General features: G+C 55.3%; 19 protein-coding genes and 2 pseudogenes. 6 read left to right on the top strand and 15 right to left on the bottom strand.

From position 1 onward, the window contains the following. The first annotated feature begins 23 nt into the window (after positions 1-23). Complete coding sequence (gene gorA / locus BIY29_RS11270) at positions 24-1,376, top strand: glutathione-disulfide reductase (RefSeq protein ID WP_121575237.1); 1,353 nt, start codon at positions 24-26, stop codon at positions 1,374-1,376. Positions 1,377-1,609: 233 nt separating this feature from the next. Here gorA and katG read toward each other — a convergent pair whose 3' ends face one another. Further along, a complete protein-coding gene (katG, locus tag BIY29_RS11275) occupies positions 1,610-3,808 on the bottom strand; it encodes a catalase/peroxidase HPI (RefSeq protein WP_121575218.1) in 2,199 nt (732 codons plus the stop codon). A 360-nt stretch (positions 3,809-4,168) separates the two neighbouring features. On the opposite strand from katG, the gene BIY29_RS11280 reads away from it, so the two are divergent. Then, the gene (locus tag BIY29_RS11280; protein ID WP_121575219.1) at positions 4,169-5,374 is read left to right on the top strand and encodes a serine hydrolase domain-containing protein; all 1,206 of its coding nucleotides are present in this window, start codon (positions 4,169-4,171) and stop codon (positions 5,372-5,374) included. A gap of 215 nt (positions 5,375-5,589) precedes the next feature. Here the strand turns inward: BIY29_RS11280 and BIY29_RS11285 are convergent, their stop codons facing one another. Both BIY29_RS11285 and BIY29_RS11290 read right to left on the bottom strand, forming a co-directional pair. Then, positions 5,590-6,570, bottom strand: a complete 981-nt coding sequence (locus BIY29_RS11285; RefSeq protein ID WP_121575220.1) for an HNH endonuclease — start codon at positions 6,568-6,570, stop codon at positions 5,590-5,592. Next, positions 6,527-7,657, bottom strand: coding sequence for a DNA cytosine methyltransferase (locus BIY29_RS11290; protein WP_121575221.1), 1,131 nt, complete (start codon positions 7,655-7,657; stop codon positions 6,527-6,529). Before BIY29_RS11290 ends, BIY29_RS11285 begins: the two co-directional genes overlap by 44 nt. 127 nt (positions 7,658-7,784) lie before the next feature. Here BIY29_RS11290 and BIY29_RS20645 point away from each other — a divergent pair. Together BIY29_RS20645 and BIY29_RS11295 are read left to right on the top strand one after the other, a co-directional pair. Next, positions 7,785-7,877 (top strand): annotated as a pseudogene (locus BIY29_RS20645) (hypothetical protein); the annotation flags it as partial. A gap of 228 nt (positions 7,878-8,105) precedes the next feature. After that, complete coding sequence (locus tag BIY29_RS11295) at positions 8,106-9,023, top strand: EamA family transporter (RefSeq protein WP_121575222.1); 918 nt, start codon at positions 8,106-8,108, stop codon at positions 9,021-9,023. An 85-nt stretch (positions 9,024-9,108) separates the two neighbouring features. Here BIY29_RS11295 and BIY29_RS11300 read toward each other — a convergent pair whose 3' ends face one another. From BIY29_RS11300 to BIY29_RS11355, 12 genes are all read right to left on the bottom strand, one after another. Next, entirely contained in the window at positions 9,109-10,023 is a 915-nt protein-coding gene (locus BIY29_RS11300; RefSeq protein ID WP_121575223.1) for a polysaccharide deacetylase family protein, read from the bottom strand. A 39-nt stretch (positions 10,024-10,062) separates the two neighbouring features. Next, positions 10,063-10,992: an ABC transporter permease gene (locus BIY29_RS11305; RefSeq protein ID WP_121575224.1), complete on the bottom strand. Its 930-nt coding sequence runs from the start codon at positions 10,990-10,992 to the stop codon at positions 10,063-10,065. Then, complete coding sequence (locus BIY29_RS11310) at positions 10,989-12,071, bottom strand: ABC transporter permease (RefSeq protein ID WP_121575225.1); 1,083 nt, start codon at positions 12,069-12,071, stop codon at positions 10,989-10,991. Before BIY29_RS11310 ends, BIY29_RS11305 begins: the two co-directional genes overlap by 4 nt. Next, positions 12,064-13,584, bottom strand: a complete 1,521-nt coding sequence (locus BIY29_RS11315) for an ABC transporter ATP-binding protein (RefSeq protein WP_121575226.1) — start codon at positions 13,582-13,584, stop codon at positions 12,064-12,066. The genes BIY29_RS11310 and BIY29_RS11315 overlap by 8 nt, the downstream gene beginning before the upstream one ends. Next, complete coding sequence (locus BIY29_RS11320; RefSeq protein WP_121575227.1) at positions 13,584-14,576, bottom strand: BMP family protein; 993 nt, start codon at positions 14,574-14,576, stop codon at positions 13,584-13,586. Before BIY29_RS11320 ends, BIY29_RS11315 begins: the two co-directional genes overlap by 1 nt. Before the next feature lie 448 nt (positions 14,577-15,024). Next, positions 15,025-15,615, bottom strand: a complete 591-nt coding sequence (locus BIY29_RS11325) for a cupin domain-containing protein (protein WP_121575228.1) — start codon at positions 15,613-15,615, stop codon at positions 15,025-15,027. A 66-nt stretch (positions 15,616-15,681) separates the two neighbouring features. Then, entirely contained in the window at positions 15,682-16,380 is a 699-nt protein-coding gene (locus BIY29_RS11330) for a DUF1989 domain-containing protein (protein ID WP_170158922.1), read from the bottom strand. Further along, positions 16,377-17,633 (bottom strand): M20 family metallo-hydrolase, encoded by a 1,257-nt coding sequence (locus tag BIY29_RS11335; RefSeq protein WP_121575229.1) that lies wholly within the window; start codon positions 17,631-17,633, stop codon positions 16,377-16,379. Before BIY29_RS11335 ends, BIY29_RS11330 begins: the two co-directional genes overlap by 4 nt. Next, entirely contained in the window at positions 17,623-18,435 is an 813-nt protein-coding gene (locus tag BIY29_RS11340) for an amino acid ABC transporter ATP-binding protein (RefSeq protein WP_121575230.1), read from the bottom strand. The genes BIY29_RS11335 and BIY29_RS11340 overlap by 11 nt, the downstream gene beginning before the upstream one ends. Before the next feature lie 4 nt (positions 18,436-18,439). Beyond that, positions 18,440-19,081, bottom strand: a complete 642-nt coding sequence (locus BIY29_RS11345; protein WP_121575231.1) for an amino acid ABC transporter permease — start codon at positions 19,079-19,081, stop codon at positions 18,440-18,442. Then, positions 19,078-19,737 carry an amino acid ABC transporter permease gene (locus tag BIY29_RS11350; RefSeq protein ID WP_121575232.1) on the bottom strand — a complete coding sequence of 220 codons (660 nt, stop codon included), beginning with the start codon at positions 19,735-19,737 and terminating at the stop codon, positions 19,078-19,080. Before BIY29_RS11350 ends, BIY29_RS11345 begins: the two co-directional genes overlap by 4 nt. 9 nt (positions 19,738-19,746) lie before the next feature. Further along, a complete protein-coding gene (locus BIY29_RS11355; RefSeq protein WP_121575233.1) occupies positions 19,747-20,604 on the bottom strand; it encodes a transporter substrate-binding domain-containing protein in 858 nt (285 codons plus the stop codon). 336 nt (positions 20,605-20,940) lie between these two features. Here BIY29_RS11355 and BIY29_RS20995 point away from each other — a divergent pair. Continuing rightward, positions 20,941-21,084: pseudogene (locus BIY29_RS20995) on the top strand (IS3 family transposase); the annotation flags it as partial. Between the two features lie 195 nt (positions 21,085-21,279). Beyond that, positions 21,280-22,908, top strand: a 1,629-nt coding sequence (locus BIY29_RS11370; protein WP_240630104.1) for a DUF6531 domain-containing protein, incomplete at its 3' end; no start/stop codon positions are given.

Raw genomic sequence — 22,908 nt, forward strand, 5'->3', positions numbered from 1 at the left:
TTCACCCAAGCATGGATATTCTGATGACTAAACACTATGACTACCTGGCTATTGGTGGCGGCAGCGGTGGGATTGCCTCTATTAACCGTGCGGCCATGTATGGGCAAAAATGTGCGTTGATCGAAGCGAAATATCTGGGCGGTACTTGTGTTAACGTCGGTTGTGTGCCGAAAAAAGTAATGTGGCACGCGGCGCAGATTGCCGAGGCAATCCATCAGTATGGGCCTGATTATGGTTTTGATATCACGGTTAACCGGTTTGACTGGTGTACGCTGATTAAAAACCGCAGCGCCTACATTGACCGTATTCACCAGTCTTACGATAAGGTGCTGGGTAAAAACAATGTGGATGTGATCCACGGTTTCGCCCGTTTTATTGATGAGCATACCGTGGAAGTGAATGGTGAGAAAATCACCGCCGACCATATATTGATTGCGACAGGGGGCCGTCCCACGCGTCCTGATGTTCCCGGCGCCGAATACGGTATTGATTCTGACGGCTTCTTTGCGCTGGACGCCTTGCCGAAACGCACGGCCATCGTGGGAGCTGGCTATATCGCGGTGGAGATCGCCGGGGTGGTGAACGCGCTTGGCTCGGAAACACACCTGTTTGTGCGTAAAAAAACGCCGCTGCGCAGCTTTGATCCGCTGATTATTGACACCCTTGTTGAAATAATGAACAGCGAAGGGCCGACTCTGCATACCGAGTCAACGCCTAAGTCGGTGGTGAAAAATACCGACGGCAGCCTGACGCTGGCGCTGGAGAACGGCAAGACGCAAACCGTTGATTGCCTGGTTTGGGCCATTGGCCGTGAGCCAGCGACGGATAACCTGAACCTGAGCGTGACCGGGGTTGAACTGGATGATAAAGGCTATATCCAGGTCGATAAATTCCAGAATACCAACATACCCGGCATCTATGCCGTAGGGGATAACACCGGTGCGGTGGAGTTAACGCCGGTCGCCGTGGCCGCAGGCCGTCATTTGTCTGAGCGTTTGTTTAACAACAAACCCTATGAGCACCTGGATTACCACAATATTCCGACCGTGGTCTTCAGCCACCCGCCTATTGGCACCGTCGGCCTTACCGAGCCACAGGCGTGCGAACAGTATGGCGACCATCGGGTTAAAGTCTATACCTCGTCTTTTACCGCCATGTATACCGCCGTGACGCAGCATCGCCAGCCGTGCCGCATGAAGCTGGTGTGCGTGGGCAAGGACGAGAAGATTGTGGGTATCCACGGTATTGGTTTCGGTATGGACGAAATGCTACAGGGTTTTGCAGTGGCGGTAAAAATGGGCGCGACCAAACAAGATTTCGACAATACGGTTGCCATTCACCCGACGGCGTCCGAAGAGTTTGTGACGATGCGGTAATGCCCGACGCAGGGCGCAATCGCCAGCGCCCTGATATCCCGTGCTTTCGCGGCGTCATGTCGCTCCCCCGGCAGTCATGTCCACTCAGCATCATTAAACCATGTTAGTTCGTTGCGCGTTTCAACTGCAGCCTGATATTGCTTTAATCCTCATTTTGATCAAGAGTCGGCAAAAAAATCCCGCCCGGCGTGACATCACACCGGGCGGGAGCGGGTTAGTTTTGCGTCGTGGCGTTACGCCAGATCAAAACGATCCAGGTTCATCACTTTGTTCCAGGCGGAGACAAAGTCCTGCACAAACTTCGCTTGTGCGTCTGCGCTGCCATACACTTCCGCCAGGGCGCGCAGTTGCGAGTTTGACCCGAAGACCAGGTCGGCGCGGGTGGCGGTCCACTTCAGTTCGCCGGTTGCGCTGTCGCGCCCTTCAAACACGTCTGTGCTTGCCGGAATCGCTTTCCATGAAGTACTCATGTCCAGCAGGTTGACGAAGAAGTCATTGGTCAGCAATTCAGGGCGTTGGGTAAAGACACCGTGCTGAGACTGCCCGACATTGGCATTCAGTACGCGCAGCCCGCCAACCAGAACCGTCATTTCCGGCGCACTGAGGGTCAGCAATTGCGCCCGGTCAACCAGCAATTCCTCGGCGGATATGCTGTATCGACCTTTCAGGTAGTTGCGGAAGCCGTCAGCGATCGGTTCAAGCGCGTCGAAACTTTCCACATCAGTTTGTTCCTGCGAGGCGTCCATCCGTCCCGGCGTAAAGGGAACGGTAACGCTCTGGCCCGCGCTTTTTGCCGCCAGCTCGACCGCCGCACAGCCACCCAACACGATCAGATCCGCCAGTGAAACCCGCTTGCCGCCGAATTGTGCGTTGTTGAAGTCGCGCTGGATAGCCTCAAGCCGGTTCAGTACGTTCGTTACCCGCGCCGGCTGGTTGGCTTCCCAGTCCTTTTGCGGGGCGAGACGGATGCGTGCGCCGTTCGCGCCGCCGCGTTTGTCGGAGCCACGGAATGTGGAGGCCGACGCCCAGGCGGTGAACACCAGGTCTGACACCGACAGATCCGATGCCAGAATGGTTTGCTTCAGGACGGCAATGTCTTGCTCATCAATCAGTACATGGTCGACTGTTGGAATCGGATCTTGCCAGATCAATTCTTCTGCCGGGACTTCCGAGCCGAGATAGCGAACGCGTGGCCCCATGTCGCGGTGCGTCAGTTTGAACCAGGCCCGGGCGAAAGCGTCTGCGAACTGATCCGGGTTCTCAAAGAAGCGGCGCGAAATCTTTTCGTAGATCGGATCGACACGCAGCGCGATATCGCTGGTCAGCATGGACGGGGCGTGACGACGCGAGGGATCGTGCGCATCCGGTATTGTTCCTGCTCCTGCGTCCTGTTTCGGTTTCCACTGATGGGCGCCCGCAGGGCTTTTCGTCAGTTCCCATTCATAACCGAACAGGTTGGCGAAGAAGCCGTTGCCCCACTGAGTCGGGGTGGAAGTCCAAGTCACTTCCAGTCCACTGGTGATGGTATCTCCGCCTTTACCGCTGCCAAAACTGCTGCGCCAGCCAAGACCCATTTCTTCAATACCGGCGGCTTCCGGGTCTGCGCCGACATGGGCGGCGTCACCCGCGCCGTGGGTTTTGCCGAAGGTGTGACCACCGGCGATCAGTGCGACGGTTTCTTCATCATTCATTGCCATACGGCGGAATGTTTCACGGATATCCCGCGCCGACGCCAGTGGGTCCGGGTTGCCGTTCGGCCCTTCCGGGTTGACGTAGATCAGCCCCATCTGCACGGCGGCGAGCGGGTTTTCGAGATCGCGATCGCCGGAGTAGCGTTTATCATCCAGCCAGGTTTTTTCCGCGCCCCAATAGATGTCTTCTTCCGGTTCCCAGATGTCTGCACGACCACCGGCAAAGCCGAACGTCTTGAACCCCATCGATTCCAGCGCCACGTTGCCGGTGAGGATCATCAGGTCGGCCCATGAAATCTTCCGGCCATATTTCTGCTTGATTGGCCACAGCAGCCTGCGCGCTTTGTCGAGGTTGACGTTGTCAGGCCAACTGTTGAGGGGGGCAAAGCGTTGGCTGCCGCTGCTGGCGCCGCCACGCCCGTCGCCGGTACGATAGGTGCCCGCGCTGTGCCATGCCATACGAATGAATAACGGCCCGTAGTGACCGAAGTCCGCTGGCCACCACGGCTGAGACAGCGTCATCAGCGTATGCAGATCTTGTTTAACCGCAGCCAGATCAAGGGTTTTGAATTCTTCAGCGTAGTTGAAGTCGTTGTCCATCGGGTCAGACACCGAAGTGTGTTGGTGCAGTATTTTCAGATTCAGTTGATTCGGCCACCAGTCACGGTTGGTAGTGCCGCTACCGGCGGTGTGTTTGCTGGCGGCGCCATGGCCAAATGGGCACTTTGCTTCAGTTGACATAATATCCTTACCTTTATTTTTGAGTAATTAGCTACCCGGTCTTATTGGAATGCCGGGTTCCCTGATATTGTGCACGACAATATTTTTGTTGAAGGCGCAGACTGATGTCTCTGCTTTTTAACCGGATGATTCATCTTAGAGATTGTCGGGTTATAGGTAAAATCGAATAATATTAATATTGCGATAGAGTTAAACTATCATCCATCTGTTAATTGATGGTGAGGGCGCTTCCAGAAAAGCGGCTTTGACTTATCAGGCGGAGTAGAAAACGGATGTGAATAAAGCGTAGCTATCTCATCGGGATCCCCGGTAAAATCATTCAATTCAACGCAACCCCTTTAGCCCTCAGAAAAGATAATTATGTTTGCAGCCCTTAAATTAGCGTTCTGTACTGCTTTTGTATTGACGCTTGCCGGTTGTGGCACATTATCAAATATGCCGATTGACGCATCGAATGTTGACAGCCAGTCGTTGGCCTGTGGTAATGATTTGAAAGGGGAAATCGATCGCCTCGCCGTTCCATTACTCAAAAAGAATATGACTCCGGGTTTAGTCGTTGGGGTGCTGACCGCCGATGGGCGAATGCGCAGTTGGGGCTATGGCGTAACTGACCATAATCATCGCTACCCGATAACCGGCGATACCCTTTTTGCCGTGGGTTCGGTGAGCAAAGGTTTTACGGCGGAAACCACGGCTATTCTGGTAAAACGCGGCGTATTGAAATGGGATGATACGCTTGAGCAATTGATGCCTAAGAACATTCGCTTAAGTGAACGGGCAAAGAAAATCACCCTGTTGCAACTGGCGACGCATACATCCGGTTTACCACGGCAAGTGATGGATGTGCAGATGCTGAGGTTGTTCGCCGAGTATCTGTTCACCGGAAACAACTTTTATACAACACTGGATGATGATCGCGTGCTGAACTATCTGGCTAATTTTAATGCGCCGGACAATCCCGCGCCCATCTATTCCAACCTCGGCTACGCCATTTTGAATTACATCCTGCGGTTGAAGACCGGCGAGCCGATCGACCGGTCAGTGAACGACAATATCATCCAGCCGCTCGGGCTAAAAAATACCAGCTTCACGCCGGAAAAATTAAAACAATTCCCTTATCGCGCACTTGGTCATGCGGGCGATCAGCCAAAATTTATTTTACGCGGCACACCGATACCCGACTGGCATTTTTCTTCTTATATGATGGGGGCTGCCAGCCTCTATACCAGCGCTAATGATTTACTGAAATTTGCTCACGCGCACCTCTACCCGACAGGCGACCACGCGCTGGATGAAGCCATCAGCGATTCCCTGAAAACCTATTACAACCGCACCAAAGAGGCGGCGAATATTGCCTGGATTACCGATGAAATCGGCCTGCAACGTATCACCTATCAGGTGGGATATATTGGTGGGTACTCAAGTTATATCGGGTTGGATCGCCAGCACAAGATTGCGGTGGTGGTGCTGCAAAATAGCTTCAACTGGAATAATCACCTCGGCCATTTGCTTATTCAACGTATTGGGAAAGCGATGGATTATCGTGGCAAGTGTCGAATGGATTAACCTCTTTTTGCCTTCGCCAGAGCGCCGCTTTTCATTTGGCGACGGCCTGTAAAAACTTTGTTTCCACTGACCACCGCGCTATTAGTGTTTTTGATGGAGATGACAACTATCCTGACAAAGGGGGGGAACGCGTACCCGTTCACCTTTAACCGAATGTCAATTACATAGAATTATTTACAGGGTCAATTAAAATTCACTCTTGCCGACCTCGATATCTAATCTTTGATTAAGTCTAATAAATACATATTTGTTATTTTTTTCCTATGTACTTCATCGTGACAAACATTGCATAAAGTTATGAGATTTTCTAAAGAGTTTTCTCCGCCGTCTACATGGTATTCGATATGGTGTAGTTCAAGGAATGTTCTCGGATCGTTAGGTTTTTTATTGTCATGTGACCAATGACAATTTCTGCACGAATGATGATCCCTTTCAAGGACTTTAACTCTTAATGAATCAGGGATATTTCGGTCGTGTACTTCCGCTTGTCGGTCTTCTTCAAGTAGATAAGCGCCGACTTCAAGCTCAGGACGTCCAGAATTCTTAGTGGCAATAGGCCAGCCATCTTCTGTACGCAGCTCACGCGTGCGTCGTGCCCACTCTTTACTATCGTTAGCCAGATATTTTAATTCTTCGCCAGTAACAGGGCGACCAACATTTCTTCTCAAATATGTAAGAATTTTGTCTTTAGTAGAAGCTTTGCTTCGACGAAGAACATTTGCTTCATTCCATCGTAATGCAGCTTCTCTATCTTGTTCTATGCCCATAATCGCATAGATATCGGTTTTCAGACTGCTTGATGAACTTGCCTGGATTTGTTGTAGGGTAATTTCATTCTGTTCCACCATTTCTTTGAGGGTAGTACCGCTTAAAACTGACCATCCAAACTGTACACGCAGCTCACGAATCCTGCGGGCATATTCACTAATGCCAGCAACAACCATCAATTCATCACCATGAATAATGATTTTCGGGTATTTCAATAAATATGCCAGTATGCGATCACGGGCTGAGTTGCAGTTATCTTCATTTAACAGAGAACTGCCTAAATCACGTAATAGATGGTTTGCGGGAACAAGTGCCAGTACCTGTTCCCGAAGAGACTCATCCAAAAGCTTATGCTCAAAATCAGAGATAAGCATTAAAAGCTGTTTACGCAGCGTTTCCGGTTCGCTCTTCTTCGATCTTCTCGCCATTTTGAGTTCTATATTCCATTAAATTAATAACATAGGATGCTATTTGTTGAGCAAAAACAGGCGGAACAGCATTACCAATTTGGCGAGCTATTTCCGTTTTGCTGCCGACAAAGACAAAATCATCAGGGAAGCTCATTAACCTTGCAGCTTCACGATGAGTTATCGGGCGGTGTTTTTCTGGGTGGAGGTAACGCCCTTTTTCTGGTTTAAAAAACTCAGTCCGAATTGTTACTGATGGACGTTCCCACCACAGCCGACCAAAAAGATCTGTACCACCAGATTTCTTCTTAATCCAGCAGGCAGGGGTTATATCCGGTCTGTTTTTCTGTAAATCGAATCGATTTCCGCCTATCGGCACTGCACGATAGCGTTCCTGAGAGAGATCTGTAGGGTTTCTGCCAAAATGCAGATCCAGAGGTGGTTCAGTATTACGAATCTCGGTTCCTACTGGTTCAGGTAGATCATAAATAAAATCTTTCACAGTATGCCAAGTGGGAAGCGTACCGGGTTTATCAGGACCTTGATGAGTGGGAGGGGGTGGAAAATCAGGAATGCAATCCTGGAAGAAACGATCTTTTTTTATGCCTACAGCAATTGCACGTTTACGTGTTTGAGGGGCACCATAGTCAGCAGTATTGAGCACTGATGGGTTAAGGAGGATAAATCCCATACTCTCAGCGCGGTTTAAAATATCCTGAAATTCATTGCTTGACAGTAAACCAGGCACATTTTCCATTACAAACACGGAGGCTGATGATTTCTCGATGATGTCCATGTAGGGTTCCCAAAGAGCACGTCGATAGTCGCCTGCGCGGTTTTTGTTCAGCAAACTGAAGCCTTGGCATGGAGGGCCACCAATGACAACGTCAGCCTTAGGAACCGGATTATCAGCTATCCAGTCTTCTATGTTTGCGACAACTCCGTGCTGACCAAAGTTTGCGTTATAGGTTTTGATTGCAGCACTATCATTATCAAGTGCCAGAACGCTTTCGAAATGAGCGCCATTTTTACCTCTCATAAAGCCGCAGGATAAGCCCCCAGCCCCGCAAAAGAGATCTATGACTTTTAATTTATTGATTTTACTCATTTAAATATGTTCCTGATTTTGACGTAAATGATAACTATCTGAGTTTATCATAAGTTTATGCTGTATACATATACAGCATTAACCAGGGCCGATAAAGATCAAGGGGTGAAAGTCCCCGATCGAAAGGGCGGAGTCAGTGGAGCGAAGGAGCGGGGCCAAAGGGAACGCCAATCAGCCACACATGTGCCGGACTCAGGGCCTGGAAAGCATGTCACAGCGGTGGATGGACTACGCTGTGTGATCGTTCGTGATATCTTCACCCTCTTTATCACGTCAATAGTTACTCTAATCTAACCGCAATTTCATCCTTCGGTGCAGTGGTTGCTGAAGGTGTCTGATAACATCTGTAGTGCCCTAAATCACAGGGATTTTTTCATATTCATGCGCTCACTTTAACTGTATTTTGGTTATCAATGGCTCTGCCTGATGGGGTAATAAGAGGTTTTTGATGTCGGTAAAAGACAGGCTGCTCGCACTTTGCGTCGTGATTTTATGGGGCGTGAACTTCGTCATGATTAAGGTTGGTTTGCAGGATATGCCGCCTTTTTTACTGGCGGGGCTGCGTTTTTCGCTGGTGGCGCTCCCGGCTATTTTCTTTGTGCCCGCGCCCTGCGTCCCTTTCCGCTGGCTGCTGGCCTACGGTATGACCATCAGTTTCGGCCAGTTCGCTTTTCTGTTCTGCGCCATCAAGCTAGGGATGCCGGCGGGCATTGCTTCGCTGGTGCTTCAGGCGCAGGCGTTTTTTACACTGCTTATCGGCGCTGTGCTACTGTCGGAAAAACTTAAATGGAACCATATCACCGGTATGCTGGTGGCGGCGCTGGGGGTAGTTGTACTGGCTGAAGGTCGGCTGGCTGCACAGACGGCGTCCGGCATGACGCTGACCACGCTACTCCTCACGCTGGCCGGTGCGCTGTCCTGGGCGTTCGGTAATATCAGCAACAAGACGATCATGACTCAGAACGGTAACGTAAAAATCATGTCGCTGGTGGTATGGAGTGCGCTGATCCCCATCTTGCCTTTCTTTGCCTGTTCGTGGCTGTTTGAGGGTGAAGCGGTCATTCTCTCCAGCCTGGCGAATATTCAACTGCCTACCATACTGTCACTGTTTTATCTGGCTTTTGCCGCCACGATAGTCGGTTACGGCATATGGGGAAATTTGCTGGCGCGCTACGAAACCTGGCGCGTGGCGCCGCTCTCTTTGCTGGTGCCGGTGACCGGTCTAATCAGTGCGGCGGTATTCCTCGACGAATCCCTTTCCGCCTTACAGGTAGTCGGTGCGCTGATGATTATGCTGGGGTTGTTGATCAATGTGTTTGGCGCCCGTCTGCGATCATTGAGGTTGCTCCATAGGCGGGCAGGATAGCCCGCCATAAAAAATCGCCGGGAGCGATTTAAAACGTCGCTTGCGACGGCCCGGAGGGTGGCGGGCAGGATAGCCCGCCATAATCTCAGAATTTGTCATAGGTGACCGGCCCCGGATAGGGCGGCATGGGTTCTTCTCGCAGCTTGACCAGCCCTTTGGCGTATACCTTATTGACGTGGGCCGCTATCTCCTCAAGAGAGGCGAACCAGACGCCGCCGCGCGCCTGCATATATTCAATAAAGCGCACCGTTTCGTGCCAGCGGGCCAGTCGCCCGGTGACAAAGGGGTGCCACACCGCCACCACCAGCCCGCCGTACTCCCACATGGCGTCGAACTCCGCCTTATAGACTCCGATCGCCTCCTGCGGCGAGCGGATCGGCATCACGTAGTCGATGTCGCTCATATGTACGTAAGGGGGCCAGTCGTCCATCGCCCAGTGGGTGGGCAGCTCCACCAGATGGCCTTTTTTCCCGCGCAACAGGTAAGGCATGTCGTCGCCCATTAGCGAGGCATCGTACTGAAATCCTTCATCGATCAGCAGGTCGGTGGTGGCCGGGGAAAAGTTATACAGCGGGGCGCGGAATCCGCGTGGCCGTTTGCCGGTATGCCGTTCGATAATCTCAATCGCCTTACGTAGCCAAAAGCGCTCTTCGGCTTCGCTCAGTTCGTTGACGTGCTCATGGATGTAACCGTGGTGACCCACTTCATGACCGTCCCTGACGATGGCCGCCACCATGTCCGGGTAGCGTTCGATGCACCATGCCGGGACAAAAAAGGTCTGCTTAAGGCCCAGCTCGCGGTACGTTTGCAGGATGCGGGGTACGCCGATCTGCGGATCGTATTGCAGTGTTGAAAGGGTGCTCACCCGCTTATAGCTGTCTGCCGGGCGTTGCAGATGGAGAAAGCTGTCCACATCCACGTCAAAGGTGATCGCCACGGCGCAGCGTGCTCCGTTGGGCCAGGGGATGGGGTTTTTGATCATACTGTGTTTTGTCGTCATACCATTGCCTGATAATAAAGGTGAAAAGGACGCCGTGCGTTATTTTCCGCCGCGCTGATAATGCTCCCCGGCCGCCGCCGGTGGCCTGATTTTCCCGGCAAAGATAATCAGCGCACCGATCGACGCCACATAAGGCAGCATCACAAACAACTGATAAGGTACGTCGGGATGACTGAACTGTAGCCGTAGTTGCAGCGCATCCGCCAGACCGAACAACAGACAGGCCGCCACGGCGCCGATTGGGTGCCAGCGGCCAAGTATCAGCGCGGCCAGCGCGATAAAGCCTTTGCCGGCGCTCATATGTTCGGTGAACATAAACACCTGTGACAGCACCAGATAGCAGCCGCCAAGACCGGCAATCACTCCCGATCCGACCACGCTGATAAAGCGAATGCCAAACACCGACAAACCGGCGCTGTCGACCGCCCGCGGATACTCGCCGGTGGCGCGCAGGTTCAGCCCCCAGAAAGTATGAAACAGTAACCACCAGGCCAGCGGCACCAGCGCGTACATCAGGTACACCAGAAAATCCTGATTGAACAGCAGGTTGCCGACTACCGGAATGGACGACAGACCGGGAATGGCGAAAGTGGAAAAGCCCGTCAGGCTGTCAGACGCGCCTTGTCCGCTGAACACGATGCGCGAGAGAAAGGCGGTTATCCCGATGGCGAACATATTGATGGCAATGCCCGCCACCATCTGATTGATCGACAGCCAGACGGTCATCACCGCGAGCAGCAGGCCGGTCAGTCCGGCGGCGAACAACCCGACCGCCAGCCCCGCCCAGGCGCTGTGGAAATAGAAACTGCCCAGCGCCGCGCCGAAAGCCCCGCACAGCAGGCTGCCTTCCAGCGCAAGATTGAACACACCGGCGCGTTCTGACCAGATGCCGCCCAACGCGGCGAAGATCAGCGGGACTGACAGGCGCAACCCTGTCGAGACAATCGCAAGATAGGTGGCATCCATCATTTTTGCCTCTGGGAAGAGAGAGTGGAAGAGACGAGGGGGTCGACGGCGGCGGGCGGTTTTTGCTGCCGGAGTTTCCAGATCAGACCTGCCGCCACAAAGATGACGATCAGGCCGCGCAGGGCTTCAATCGCCGTAACATCAAGCCCGATGGCCCGCTGCATGAATTGCGCCCCGGTGCTTAACCCGGCGAGGAAAAAGGCGGACAGTGCAGCGAACAGCGGATTGAGGCCGGCCATAAACGCCACCACGATGCCATCGTAACCGTAGCCGGGACTGAACAGATGATATAGCCGGTATTTGACGCCCACCACCTCAATGGCACCGGCCAGCCCCGCCACCGCGCCGCCGGCTGTCATGCTGCCGATGATATGGCGCTTGATGGACATGCCGGCATAGTGCGCCGCTTTTGGGCTTTTGCCCACCGCCGCCATGGAAAAGCCGACGGTGGTGTAGCGCAACACCCAGAACACCAGCAGACTTAGCGCGACGGCAATAAACACGCCGATATGGGTGTCGGTGTGCGGCAGAAAGATCGGCAACCACAGGCTGTCGCTGATTTCATTGGAGTAGGGGTAAGGCGCGCCGTCCTGCATCATCGGGCCGCCAGCGAAATAGCTGACGATATTGATACCGACGTAGTTCATCAGCAGCGTCACGATCACCTCATTGATGCCACGGGTGGCGCGCAGATAACCTGGGATCGCGCCCCACAGCCCGCCGCCCAGCATACCGGCCAGCAGGCACAATAGCAGATGCAGCCAGGCGGGCGCCGCAGGCAGGTAGAGGGCGACCGCCGCCGCCGCCAGCCCGCCGATGTAAATCTGCCCTTCGCCACCCACGTTCAGCAGGCCGCAACGCATCGGAATGATCACCGCCAGCCCGGCCAGCAGCATAGGGCACATTTTGATCAGCGTATCGGCCAGACCGTAGTAGTCGAAAAATGCGCCCTGAAACAGCGCGCCATAGGCCTCGATAGGATTGTGATCGGTCGCCAGAATCAGTAATGAACCGACGGCAAAGGCGGCCAGCACCGCCCACACCATGCGTAAACTATAGAGCGCTTGCCGCAGGTTATTCATGGTGGATATCCTCGACGGCATCGCTGGTCATCAGCTCGCCGATACGTTCTGTGGTTGCTTCTGCCCGCGTCAGCATCCCGGTGAGCTGCCCGGCGCACATCACGCCGATGCGATCGGAAATGGCCATGATCTCATCCAGTTCGGTCGAAATATAGAGGATTGCCTTGCCCAGCTCGCGCTGTTGGCGCACCACGCGCTGTACCGCCTCAATGGCGCCGACATCAAGCCCTTTGCAGGGCTGCATCACCACCAGCAGCGCCGGATCGCATTCCACTTCACGGGCAAAGATCAATTTTTGCTGATTACCGCCGGACAGGAAGCGAACCGGCTGGTTAACCGAGTGCATACGAATATCGTATTTTTCGCACCAGCCGCGGGTGATGTCCTGGGTTTTCCGGGCGTTGATCAGCCCGCGACGGGCAAAGGGGGTACGGTGGGCGTCACGCAGCATGGCGTTTTGCCACAGGGAAAAGTCCAGAACCAGGCCGGTACTGTGGCGATCTTCGGGAACATACCCTACGTTGAAGCGGTGACGGCGTTCGCCCACGTCATAATCCAGCATCGACTCCCCCCGCACGCTGACGTCGCCGGAGGTGGGTTGGCGCAGCCCGGTGATGGTTTCGGCCAGCTCTGACTGGCCGTTGCCATCAACCCCGGCGATACCCAGTACCTCACCGGCGCGGATCTGGAACGAAATATCATGCAGCGCCTGCATACCCCGATCGTTGCGGGCGTTGAGCGTGGTTACCGCCAGCACCACCTCTCCCTGCGGCATTGGCGGCAAATCGGGCGGCCTGGTCAGGTCGCGTCCGACCATCATGCGCGACACCGCCTGTGGCGTAGTGTCGGCAATTTCCGCGTGCCCGGCGACTTTGCCGCGGCGCAGCACCGTCACCCGATCGCACACCTGGAACACTTCATCCAGCTTATGGGTAATGAACAGCATGGTTTTTCCCATGCTGCGCAGTTTGGCCAGAATCTGCAAAAACGATGTTATCTCGTCGGGGCCGAGTACGCTGCTGGGTTCGTCGAGGATCAGCACATCCACATTGCGATAGAGCACCTTGAGGATCTCAACCCGCTGGCGCATCCCGATAGGCAATTGCCATATTGGGTGGTTCGGGTTGATATCCAGACCGACCTGCTCGCTCAGTTCGATGAGCCTGCGGCGGTGTTCCGCCAGCCTGAGCCGCAGCCCGCCGGAGTAGCCGAGAATGACGTTTTCCAGCACCGTTAGGTTATCCACCAGCATAAAGTGCTGGTGGATCATCCCCAGACCGCAGTCCAGCGCCTGTCTGGGGGAGGAAACTTTCAGCGGCTTGCCCGCCAGGCTGATGCGCCCGCTATCGGGCTGGTACAGACCGTACAGGATATTCATCAGCGTGGTTTTACCGGCGCCGTTTTCGCCCAGCACCGCATGGATACTGCCCTGGCTGACGTTAAGCGAAACCGTATCCAGCGCGGTGAAATCGCCGAACCGCTTACTCAGGCCTTCAATGCTGAGATAACTCATTACGGCTGTACTGCCGCGGCGGCGTTGCGTTGCTTGATCTCCTCAATCAATGCGGCGACGTCGTTTTTGGTCTGTTCTGACACCGCTTTGCCATAACTGCCCAGACGAAACGCGGCTGGGGTTTCGAAGCCGTAGACATAGGCTTTGCCTGCCAGCGGCCCGCTTTGGGCTTGCGTCAGGATAGCCAGCAGTGCGCCGCGCATATCCAGTACCGCCGATTGCAGCAGGTTGTCCGGCCAGTCTTTCAGCGCATCATAATAAATGCCGAAGCCCTGCTTATTTTTCTCTCTGACGGCTTGCAGGCTGCCAAGCACCGCATTATCCATAGTGGGGAACAGGGCATCCGCCTGCTGGTCGATCAGATTCAGCGCCGCTTCTTTCCCTTTGGCCAGATCGTCCCAGTCGTTGGTCCAGGCGCTGAGTACCTTGCCGTCCGGTCGTGCGGCTTTGAAGCCCTCAACGAAACCCTCGTTCAGATCGGTATAGGCTTTGATTTTCTGTGCGCCGATAAAGCCGCCGACGCCGGTTTTCGAACTTTTACCGCCGATATAGCCAATGACATAACCCATATCCTTCATGTCAAAAGCCAGCGTGGAGACGTTGCCGCCGCTTTTGGTGCCGTTGACGATCAGAAACTGGGTGTTGGCGTTACGTTTGGCGACCCGATCGACCGCATCCTGAAATTCACCGCCGTGGCCGATCACGATGTCGTAGCCGCGGCGGGCATAATCAGACAGGGCGCGGGCCTGGTCGGGCTGGGGCACTTTCTCGCTGTAAGCCACTTCAATATCCAACGCTTTGCCCGCCTGCATCACCCCCTCATAACCGGACTGATTAAACGAGTGGTCGGTGATATTGCCGGCCATCACAATGGCTACCTTCAATGGCTGGGCGCTGACCACGCTGGCGCAAGCAAGCGTTATTGAAACAGCGGCTACGGCGGCGACCCGGACGAGTGCGGCAAAAGGACGTGGGGGAAAAAATGTGGTCATTTTCGTTCTCCAGTTCAATGATGTTAACTTTCTTTCAAGTAACTTGAGTTTAAGTAAAGCAAATTTCATGCCTGCTTTTTGTCCATCTGAATCCCACGGAAAAATGTTTATCGACAGGCGGAGCAAGGTGGCGGCCACGGCGGGTAAAAAACGCGTCAGACCGCGTCCAGCAAGGGGTTGTCGTCATCCGTAATTGTTGGGGTGGAAGAAATAAAGCGCGCTACCTTTGCTCTCCGCCGCACGGCAAGCTGACGCCGCTGTGCCGAAATGGAGCAAGACGTGCGATTTTTGCACTTAAAAAGTTCAGTATAAGACCATTTTGGCCGCTTAATGCGCAGAGGGAGAGGAAAGAAGCCGGTTTTTCAGCGGACATGCTGGCCGCAGGACTTGCAGCGGCCAGACTAAAAGGGGAAGCATGAGGTGGGTTAACGCGGCGAGTCACCGCGATTCAGAACGTAACCGGCGTATTGACCCACAGCACGTGCGCCACCGTTTCGCCAATGTTGCAATAACCGTGGGGGATATGGCTGGGGAAATAAAAGGAATCCCCGGCGGTTAACCGGTGGGTTTCTTCGCCCAGATATAATTCGATTTCGCCGGATAACACATACCCCATCTCTTCGCCGTGGTGTTCAATCAGACCATCGCTGGCCACACCAGGCTCAATAATGTGGATATTGCCCTGTAACAATCCGCCTTTATGGTTATAGGTCAGGTTTTCCAGTTCGATGCCGCCCTGCTTGTTGCGTTGCAGGAAACGTTTTCGCCGCCGCTGATCCGGTTTAAGCACCGGTGAATCCGTCACCCAGTTTTCCGCCATCAGATCTGAAATATTGGTTTCCAGCGCACGGGCCAGCCGGTGGAGCATCGCCAGAGACGGCGTGGCGACGTCGTTTTCCAGTTTAGAGAGCAGGCTTTCAGAGCATTCCACCTTCTGCGCCAACTGTTTTAAGGTCATTTCCTGCGCCAGACGAGCATGTCGTAGCCGCATACCAAGATTGGATAATACTGTACCGCTGGTGTCGCCGTTTTTTTTCATAACGAGTTATCGGTTGTGAAAGTAGACGCTGCCCGTCGTCAGCCTGATAACGGGCAGCATGGCTGATTAGTCCGTTACACTAAAATGAATTGCCTGAGGATTACAACCATTGATTGGCACGATGTCCTGCGGGCAGGCAGACATAACCACGATGCAGTCCAGTTCGGCGCGGATCTCGACATAGTCGCCGGCTTTGCTGACGGCGGGCAGCCAGGAAATAGTGTAATCGGGGTTAACCGGGGTATTCATCCACAGGTTCAGCGGCTGCGGCACTTCGCGGGCGCGCAGGCCGATGGCGTTGAGCGCCAGACGCATATTATCGGCGCAACTGTCGTGATATTCGGTGATCCCCATATTGCTGTAGCGGAACAGGTCGCAGGCGGCAATCATGGTGTCGTGCACGCCCGGCGAGGTATCGGTCAGCAACGTGCCGATGGGGCGGCGCTGGTTGGTGACCAGCACATCACCCGGTTTGGGGATGATTTTGTCGATAAATGCGCGGGTGTGCTCCATAGAAGAGAACTCGCTCAGGTCTTCGCTATTGAACAGCCAGGTATCACACACCTGACTTCCGGGGGTATTGATAATGCGGATAATCTGCCCTTTTTGCAGGCGCACGGCGCGGCCACAGCGGGCAGGCACCGTATATTGCTCACCGAGAACCGGCGTGCCGTCGGCTGAAATCGGAGAGGTGGCGGTGGCATTGGTGCCCAGTGCGGTGCCGTTATCTTTTTCACAGCAGGCAGGGTAGTGGATTGTGCTCATGGATTGACTCCTGTTGATGGGTTTGCCAGTTCTGTCAGACAGCAGGCGAGGGCTCTGGCGCCAAGCCAGAGCGAATGGGGATCGGTATATTCAGCCGGGTTGTGGCTGATGCCGTTACGGCTTGGGACGAAAAACATACTGGTCGGGCAGTGCCGGGCCAGATACATTGCATCATGGAAGGCGCCGGAAACCAGTTGGCCGGTCGGAATGTCCAGCGCATCGCAGCACGCCTGTTGTTGCGCCAGCAGATGACGGTCAAAGGCGACCGGCGGCTGAAACAGTGATGACGTCACGGCGACGTCGTCTGCGGCAAGGCCAGCCATCACCGCGTCAAAGCGGGCTAAAACGGCGGCGTCGGGATGGCGGAAATCGACGGTGAAGCTGACTTCGCTCGCCACGGTGTTGATGGCGTTCGGCGTCACCTGCCAGCAGCCAAAGGTTAAGCGTAGTTGATCGGCTGGCACCTCGGCCACGCCCTGCTCAATGCGATCCGCCAGGCGGCGCGCCAACGTCATGGCATCTTTGCGGCTGCCCATTGGCGTGGTGCCGGCATGGGCGCTCTGACCGAGGCAGCGAACCTGATACCAGCGAACGCCCTGAATGCCCTGTACGGTCGCCAGCGACAGCCCGGCCTGTTCAAGCACCGGCCCTTGTTCGATATGCAGCTCGATAAATGCCGCCATCGGGTAGGCGGCGCGGCGCGGCAGGGAGGCAAAGCGGCGGTGACAGTCGGCCAGCGCCGCGCCGACCGTCACGCCGTCCTGATCGCGATTTTGCAGATAGCCTGCCAGACGGCCTGGATCGACAAAGGCGCTGGAACCCATAGCGCCGGGGGCGAAGCGGCTGCCTTCCTCATTGGTCCAGACCACCACTTCCACTGGCCGCTGGGTAACGATGCCAGCCTCATTGAGCGCGGCAATGCATTCGATGCCCGCCATAACGCCGTAGCACCCATCCAGATTGCCGCCGCATGGCTGGGTATCCATATGGCTGCCGGTGACCACCGGCGGCAGATCCTGCAATCCCGCACGGCGAATAAACAGGTTGGCGCAACTATCGGTGGACACCTCGCAGCCCAGCGATCGCGCCAGATCGATAAGCCACGTTCTCGCGTCCAGATCTTCTGCGGAAAGCGCCTGACGGTTTACCCCGCCGGAGGCCAGCGCGCCGAAGCGCGACAAGGCGGCCAGATTATCGAGCAGACGTGTCTGGCTGACACCATCAGCGGCTTTTTTGGCCGGTTCACTGACCATTGACGAACTCCGATTCATTAAGTTGCAGCGGGCTTCTGAACCACGGCGCAAGAAAGGCCCGCAGGCGTTCAGTTTGCGGATTACGCAACAGCGTACCCGGCGGCCCGCTTTCCACCACGCCGCCGTCCGCCATAAACACGATGCGCGAAGAGATATGGGCGGCGAATGACATCTCATGCGTGACCATCACCATAGTAATACCTCTGCCCGCGAGCGCTTTTATCACGTCCAGCACTTCCTCGACCCGTTCGGGGTCGAGCGCGGAAGTTGGCTCGTCCAGCAACAGCAGTTCCGGTTCCAGCGCCAGCGCACGGGCAATGCCGACGCGCTGCTGCTGTCCGCCCGACAGGCGCGACGGCCAGGCATCGGCCTTTTCCGTCATACCGACCTGCGCCAGCGCGGCGGCGGCACGTTGCCGGGCCTGATGACGCGGCAGTTTTTTCCCCAGCACCAGCGGCGCGGTGACGTTCTCCAGCACCGTCATATGCGGCCACAGATTGAATTGTTGAAATACCATCGCCAGCGGACGGCGCACGTCGGCAATCAGCGCCGGGCTGTCACGGTGTTGTGGTTCGCGCCCCGGCCCGCTGTAGCCTAACAACTGGCCTTTAATCCAGATCTCCCCTTCATCATAGGCTTCCAGAAAGTTCATGCAGCGCAGCGCGGTGGTTTTGCCCGATCCCGACGGGCCGATCAGCGTGACGATCTCGCCGGCATCGACGGCCAGATTGATATTTTTCAGCACCCGGTTGCCATCAAACGATTTGCCGACATCGCGCAGTTCGATAAGGGTTTCAGCCATAGGGTTATCCTTTAGAGGTCTGCCAGCGGCTGAACAGGTGAATGCTCAGGCTGACGGCCTGCGCCAGCAGCCAGTAGCTCAGGATCAGCAAAGCGTAGGGCAGGACGTAGGTATAGGTATTGGCGACGATCTGTCCGGTCGTCATGGTGAGTTCGGGCACGGTGATCACCGAGGCCACCGCGCTTTCTTTAATGGTCAGAATGAACTGATTGCCGAGCAGCGGCAGGCTGAAACGCATTGCCTGCGGCGTCTGGATATGCCAGAAGCTCTGCCACGGCGAAATATTATGCGCCGCCGCCGCTTCCAACTGACCACGGCCAATGCTCTGCCAACTGGCGCGGAAAATTTCGCCAAAATAGGCGGCGCTGTATAACGTCAACGACAAAATGGTGGCTTCAATGGCGCTCAACATAATGCCGACCGACGGCAGACCGAAATAGATGACCGCCAACTGCGCCAGATAAGGGGTGCCGCGAATCAGCCAGACATAGACGCGCCATGCGGCATAGAGCGCCCGCTGCTGACGGCACGTCGCATGTAGGGCGAAACCGAGCAACGCGCCCAGCACCGCCGAGCAGGCGCTGATCCACAGGGTGACGCCGGTGGCGCGCAGGTAGTCAGGCAGGTAGAGAAGCAGATCGGTCATGTTCTTTCCTTCACCCAGCGGCGTTCAAAATAGCGGCCCAGCAGCGCGAGCAGGCTGGTCAGCAGCAGATAGACCAGCGCCGTGGCGATATACACCTGCAAAGGCTGATAGGTTGACGAGGCCAGTTGCTGGCCCACTCGCATCAGGTCGGTAATGGCGATAACCGACACCACGGCGGAGGCTTTCACCACGTCGATCAGTTCAGAGATCAAGGACGGCAACGTCAGGCGCAGCACTTGCGGCACCTGAATGCGCCACAGAGTCTGGCGAGAATTCAGGCCGCAGATCGCCGCCGCTTCCAACTGGCCGGGCGGGATGGCGGCAAAGCCGCTGCGCAGGATTTGTGACTGGTAGGCGGCGGTATTGAGCGTCAGGGCCAGAACGGCGGCGAGATAGCTGGAAATTTCCAGCCCCAGTTCACCGGGCAGATAAAAGCACAGCAGCATCTGCGCCAGCACCGGTGTGCCACGGAACAGGCTGACCCAGGCGTTGGCGATATTCCGCCACAGCCGCATCGGGCTGCGTTCCATCAGATGGATCCCCACGCCGACAAAAAAGCCGGCGACGATGGCGGTCAGGCACAACGATGCGGTGGTCACCGCCCCGTTGAGTAAGTCGGGAAGCCAGGAGAGGAACAGCCGGTAAAAATCGGCCATACGTGTCCCTTACAGACTCGGCGCAGGCATGTGATCGGCTGGAACGGTCATGGTGAAGCCAAACCATTTGTCTTGCAGCGCTTTCATCGTACCGTCGCGGTTGGCTTCGGCAATGCCGTCACTGAACAGTTTTACCAACCGGGCGCTATCTTCATCTTTACGTCCTACCCAGCCAAAATAGGTGGTCGGGCCGAGCATCGGTTCTAGCGTGCTGAAGATGCCGGGGCGGCTTTTGATCAGCGGGCCAAGATTCGCCAGCGACTGGGCGACGCCGTCAAGCCGTTTGTTCGCCAGATCCGCATAGGCTTCATCAAAGGAGACATACTGTTTGATTTCTTTGATGCCGGGCTTGCCGCTGGCTTTTAACTGTTCATTGAACGACTGCAAAATCTGCAACTGACCGGATCCGGCCTGTGAGCCGACCACTTTGCCGCTGAGATCGTCCAGCGAGGCAATAGAAGTATCGCTTTCGCGCTTGAGCAAGGCGACGGTGGATTCGGCAATCGGCATGGTAAATGCAAAATGTTCAATCCGCTGCTTGTTAACGGTAACTGCCGTGACCACGAAATCGAATTTTTTTGCATCCAGCCCCGGCAGAATCCCCTGAAACGGCAGATCGAGCTGTTTCACTTTCACGCCCGGCAGGCTTTTTTGCAAAATATGGTTCATCAGATCAACGTCGTAACCGACGATTTTCCCGTCCTGAACGAACTCAAACGGCGCATAGCGCGCTTCGGTGGCAATGGTGATGGTCTTGCCGGTGGTAATCCTGTCCAGCAGATCGGCGCCGTGGGCAGGAAAGGCGAGGACGCTGACAGCACACAGTGTAGAGGCGCAGAAAGCGGCGGCGAATTTGCGAAGTATCATGGCATTCCCCCTGGTGAAAGTGACGTGCTTTTAATTCAAGTAACTTGCATGAAATTACAAAAGCATGAAACGTGCCAGTCTGTTATCTGAACAAAGAAAATGCGAAGAAAATATCTATATTATTGTTATTGAATGATAATTAATGAAAACGATGACGGGGTGTCAGGGCAAAAATCATCCGCGTTGTGGGGAAAGTTAATGTTCTTTGTCTGGTTGTAGTGCATCGTTGCACTGACGTTGTGCGGGAGGACGATGCCGATGGCTGCATCTGACCTGATCCTATCCACGAATAGTGGATACGCTGTTAAGCAGGTAAATTCGTTAACAAGGAGAACCATGACGCAAGCAAAATCTGTGAAGAAAACATCCCCTGATCAATATACCCTGAAGTTTCGCCAGCAGGCGTTGGCACTTGCGAACCGCATCGGCGTGGCTAATAAAGCCGCCCGTGAGCTCGGCCTGCATGACTCCGAGCTCTACGTCTTGCGCGGGTACTGCGTGTCTCGCGTAGCGGCTGGTATGCAGCATGAGTGCAAAGGGTTGCTGCTACGACATAGTGCCTGTGGCGGGTTGAGTCCGATACAATTTGAGGAAAGAAGCCTCGCTTAGGGCTGTGTCTATTGTTACTGGGTAAGATCGCAACTGGAAAACGAAAAAGCCTAACAGGGAGTCACAATGAATCAGGATAAACAGGCCGCGCTAATGACCAGCGGGGAAGCGGCGGCAAAAAATTTCTCCACCGACAACAAAATCTCCGGCGGCTGCTCTGCTTGCGGCTGCGAGGTCATCATCCGTTATCACTATGATTCCGGCAGGCCGGTGCCAAATGCGCCGTTCGTGTTGACCGACAGCAACGGCACGGAAATCCACGGCAAGACGGACGCCAACGGCCTGTGCCATATCGTCGACATGGGGTGCGGCGCCTTTGAGCTTCTGCTGGATGAGGGGGATGACGAGTTTCAGCCCAGAGTAACAGTGGAGAATAACCCGGTATTGCAGGCCAACCCGGATTACGCGGTGCTGGCGGGGGAGTATTTCACGCTGTTTTTGCTGTTGCATAAACAAGGGTTGCTGGAATATGACGCGGATGACAGCGACGACAGCACCGTTGATATCGACAATACGGGCTTTTTGGGCGGCATTTTCAGCGATATTCCCCCTGAATATCGCAAGGCATACGACCGGTTCTGGGAACTGGATAAAAAAATCAACGCCGGCAGTGTCGGACTGAAGCGTGCAATCAACAAAATTCATCAGAGCCAGTTGGCGGCGGAGGTGGCGGACAAGAGTGGCGGCACCTCCGCCGCCGTGTTGCTGGTCTGTGAAATCGCGCTGGGGTTTATTCCGGTGGTGGGGCAGGCGCTGGATGTGTATGCGATAGGGGAGTGGGGGTGGCGCTCGTCTAAGGAGCCCGCCAAACTGAACGATACGCTGCACATTGCCGAGGGGGCACTGTGCGCCATCGGGGTGATACCGGGGCTGGGGGATGCGCTCAAAGTCAGCGGCCGGGCCATTATCCGGGCGTTGGAGAAGGGGTCGCCGGAAGCGATACAGTTCGCCATCAGGGTTATTCGCGGGCTGTCCGACGGCAATCTGGTGAAAGGGCTGGCCAGGCTGCGCGGCGAATTGCGCAACTATGGCGCGCAGGCGAAAACCTTGCTGCAAAACCTTATCGCGGCGCTGAAAAAAATGCTGGCGGAGTCACAGGCCAAAGGCGGCTGGATGGTCGCGGTGATGAAAGACAGCCTCGTTGGGATCATTAAAACGCTGGATGATTTGCTGACGAAATTCGATACGGCGCTGACGGAGATTGAGTCAAAGATAACGGAATTTATCGGCAAGGTGGTGACACGAAAAAACGGCTCGGCGCGCAGCAAGGGGGCGAAGCATAAAACCGAGGACGCCAACGCGGGCAGAAGCCAGGATACGCAGCCCGACGCCGCAGAACAACAGAAAAAAGCCGGTGAAAGGGATCAAGCCAACTGCGCCAACTCAGGCAACTGCCGGAGCGAGGGGGAGCCGGTGGATATGGCCACGGGCTATGTGGTTGACTGGCGTACCGATTTCCAGTTGTCCGGTGTTTTACCGCTGCTGCTGAAACGGTATTACCGTTCCGGCGGTGAGCGCCAGCCGGGATTGCTGGGGTCGCTGTGGCGTTGCAACTGGGATATGGATCTGACGCTGGATCACGGCGTGGCGACGCTGACCGACGGCGAATTCAACCGGGCCATATTCGTCCTGCCCGGTGAAGGCGAGTCCAGCCGTTCACCGTCCAACCCGGCGTGGCGGCTGACCCGCCGGCAG

Origin of the sequence: Brenneria alni (assembly GCF_003666245.1) — a bacterium.
GTDB lineage: Bacteria > Pseudomonadota > Gammaproteobacteria > Enterobacterales > Enterobacteriaceae > Brenneria > Brenneria alni.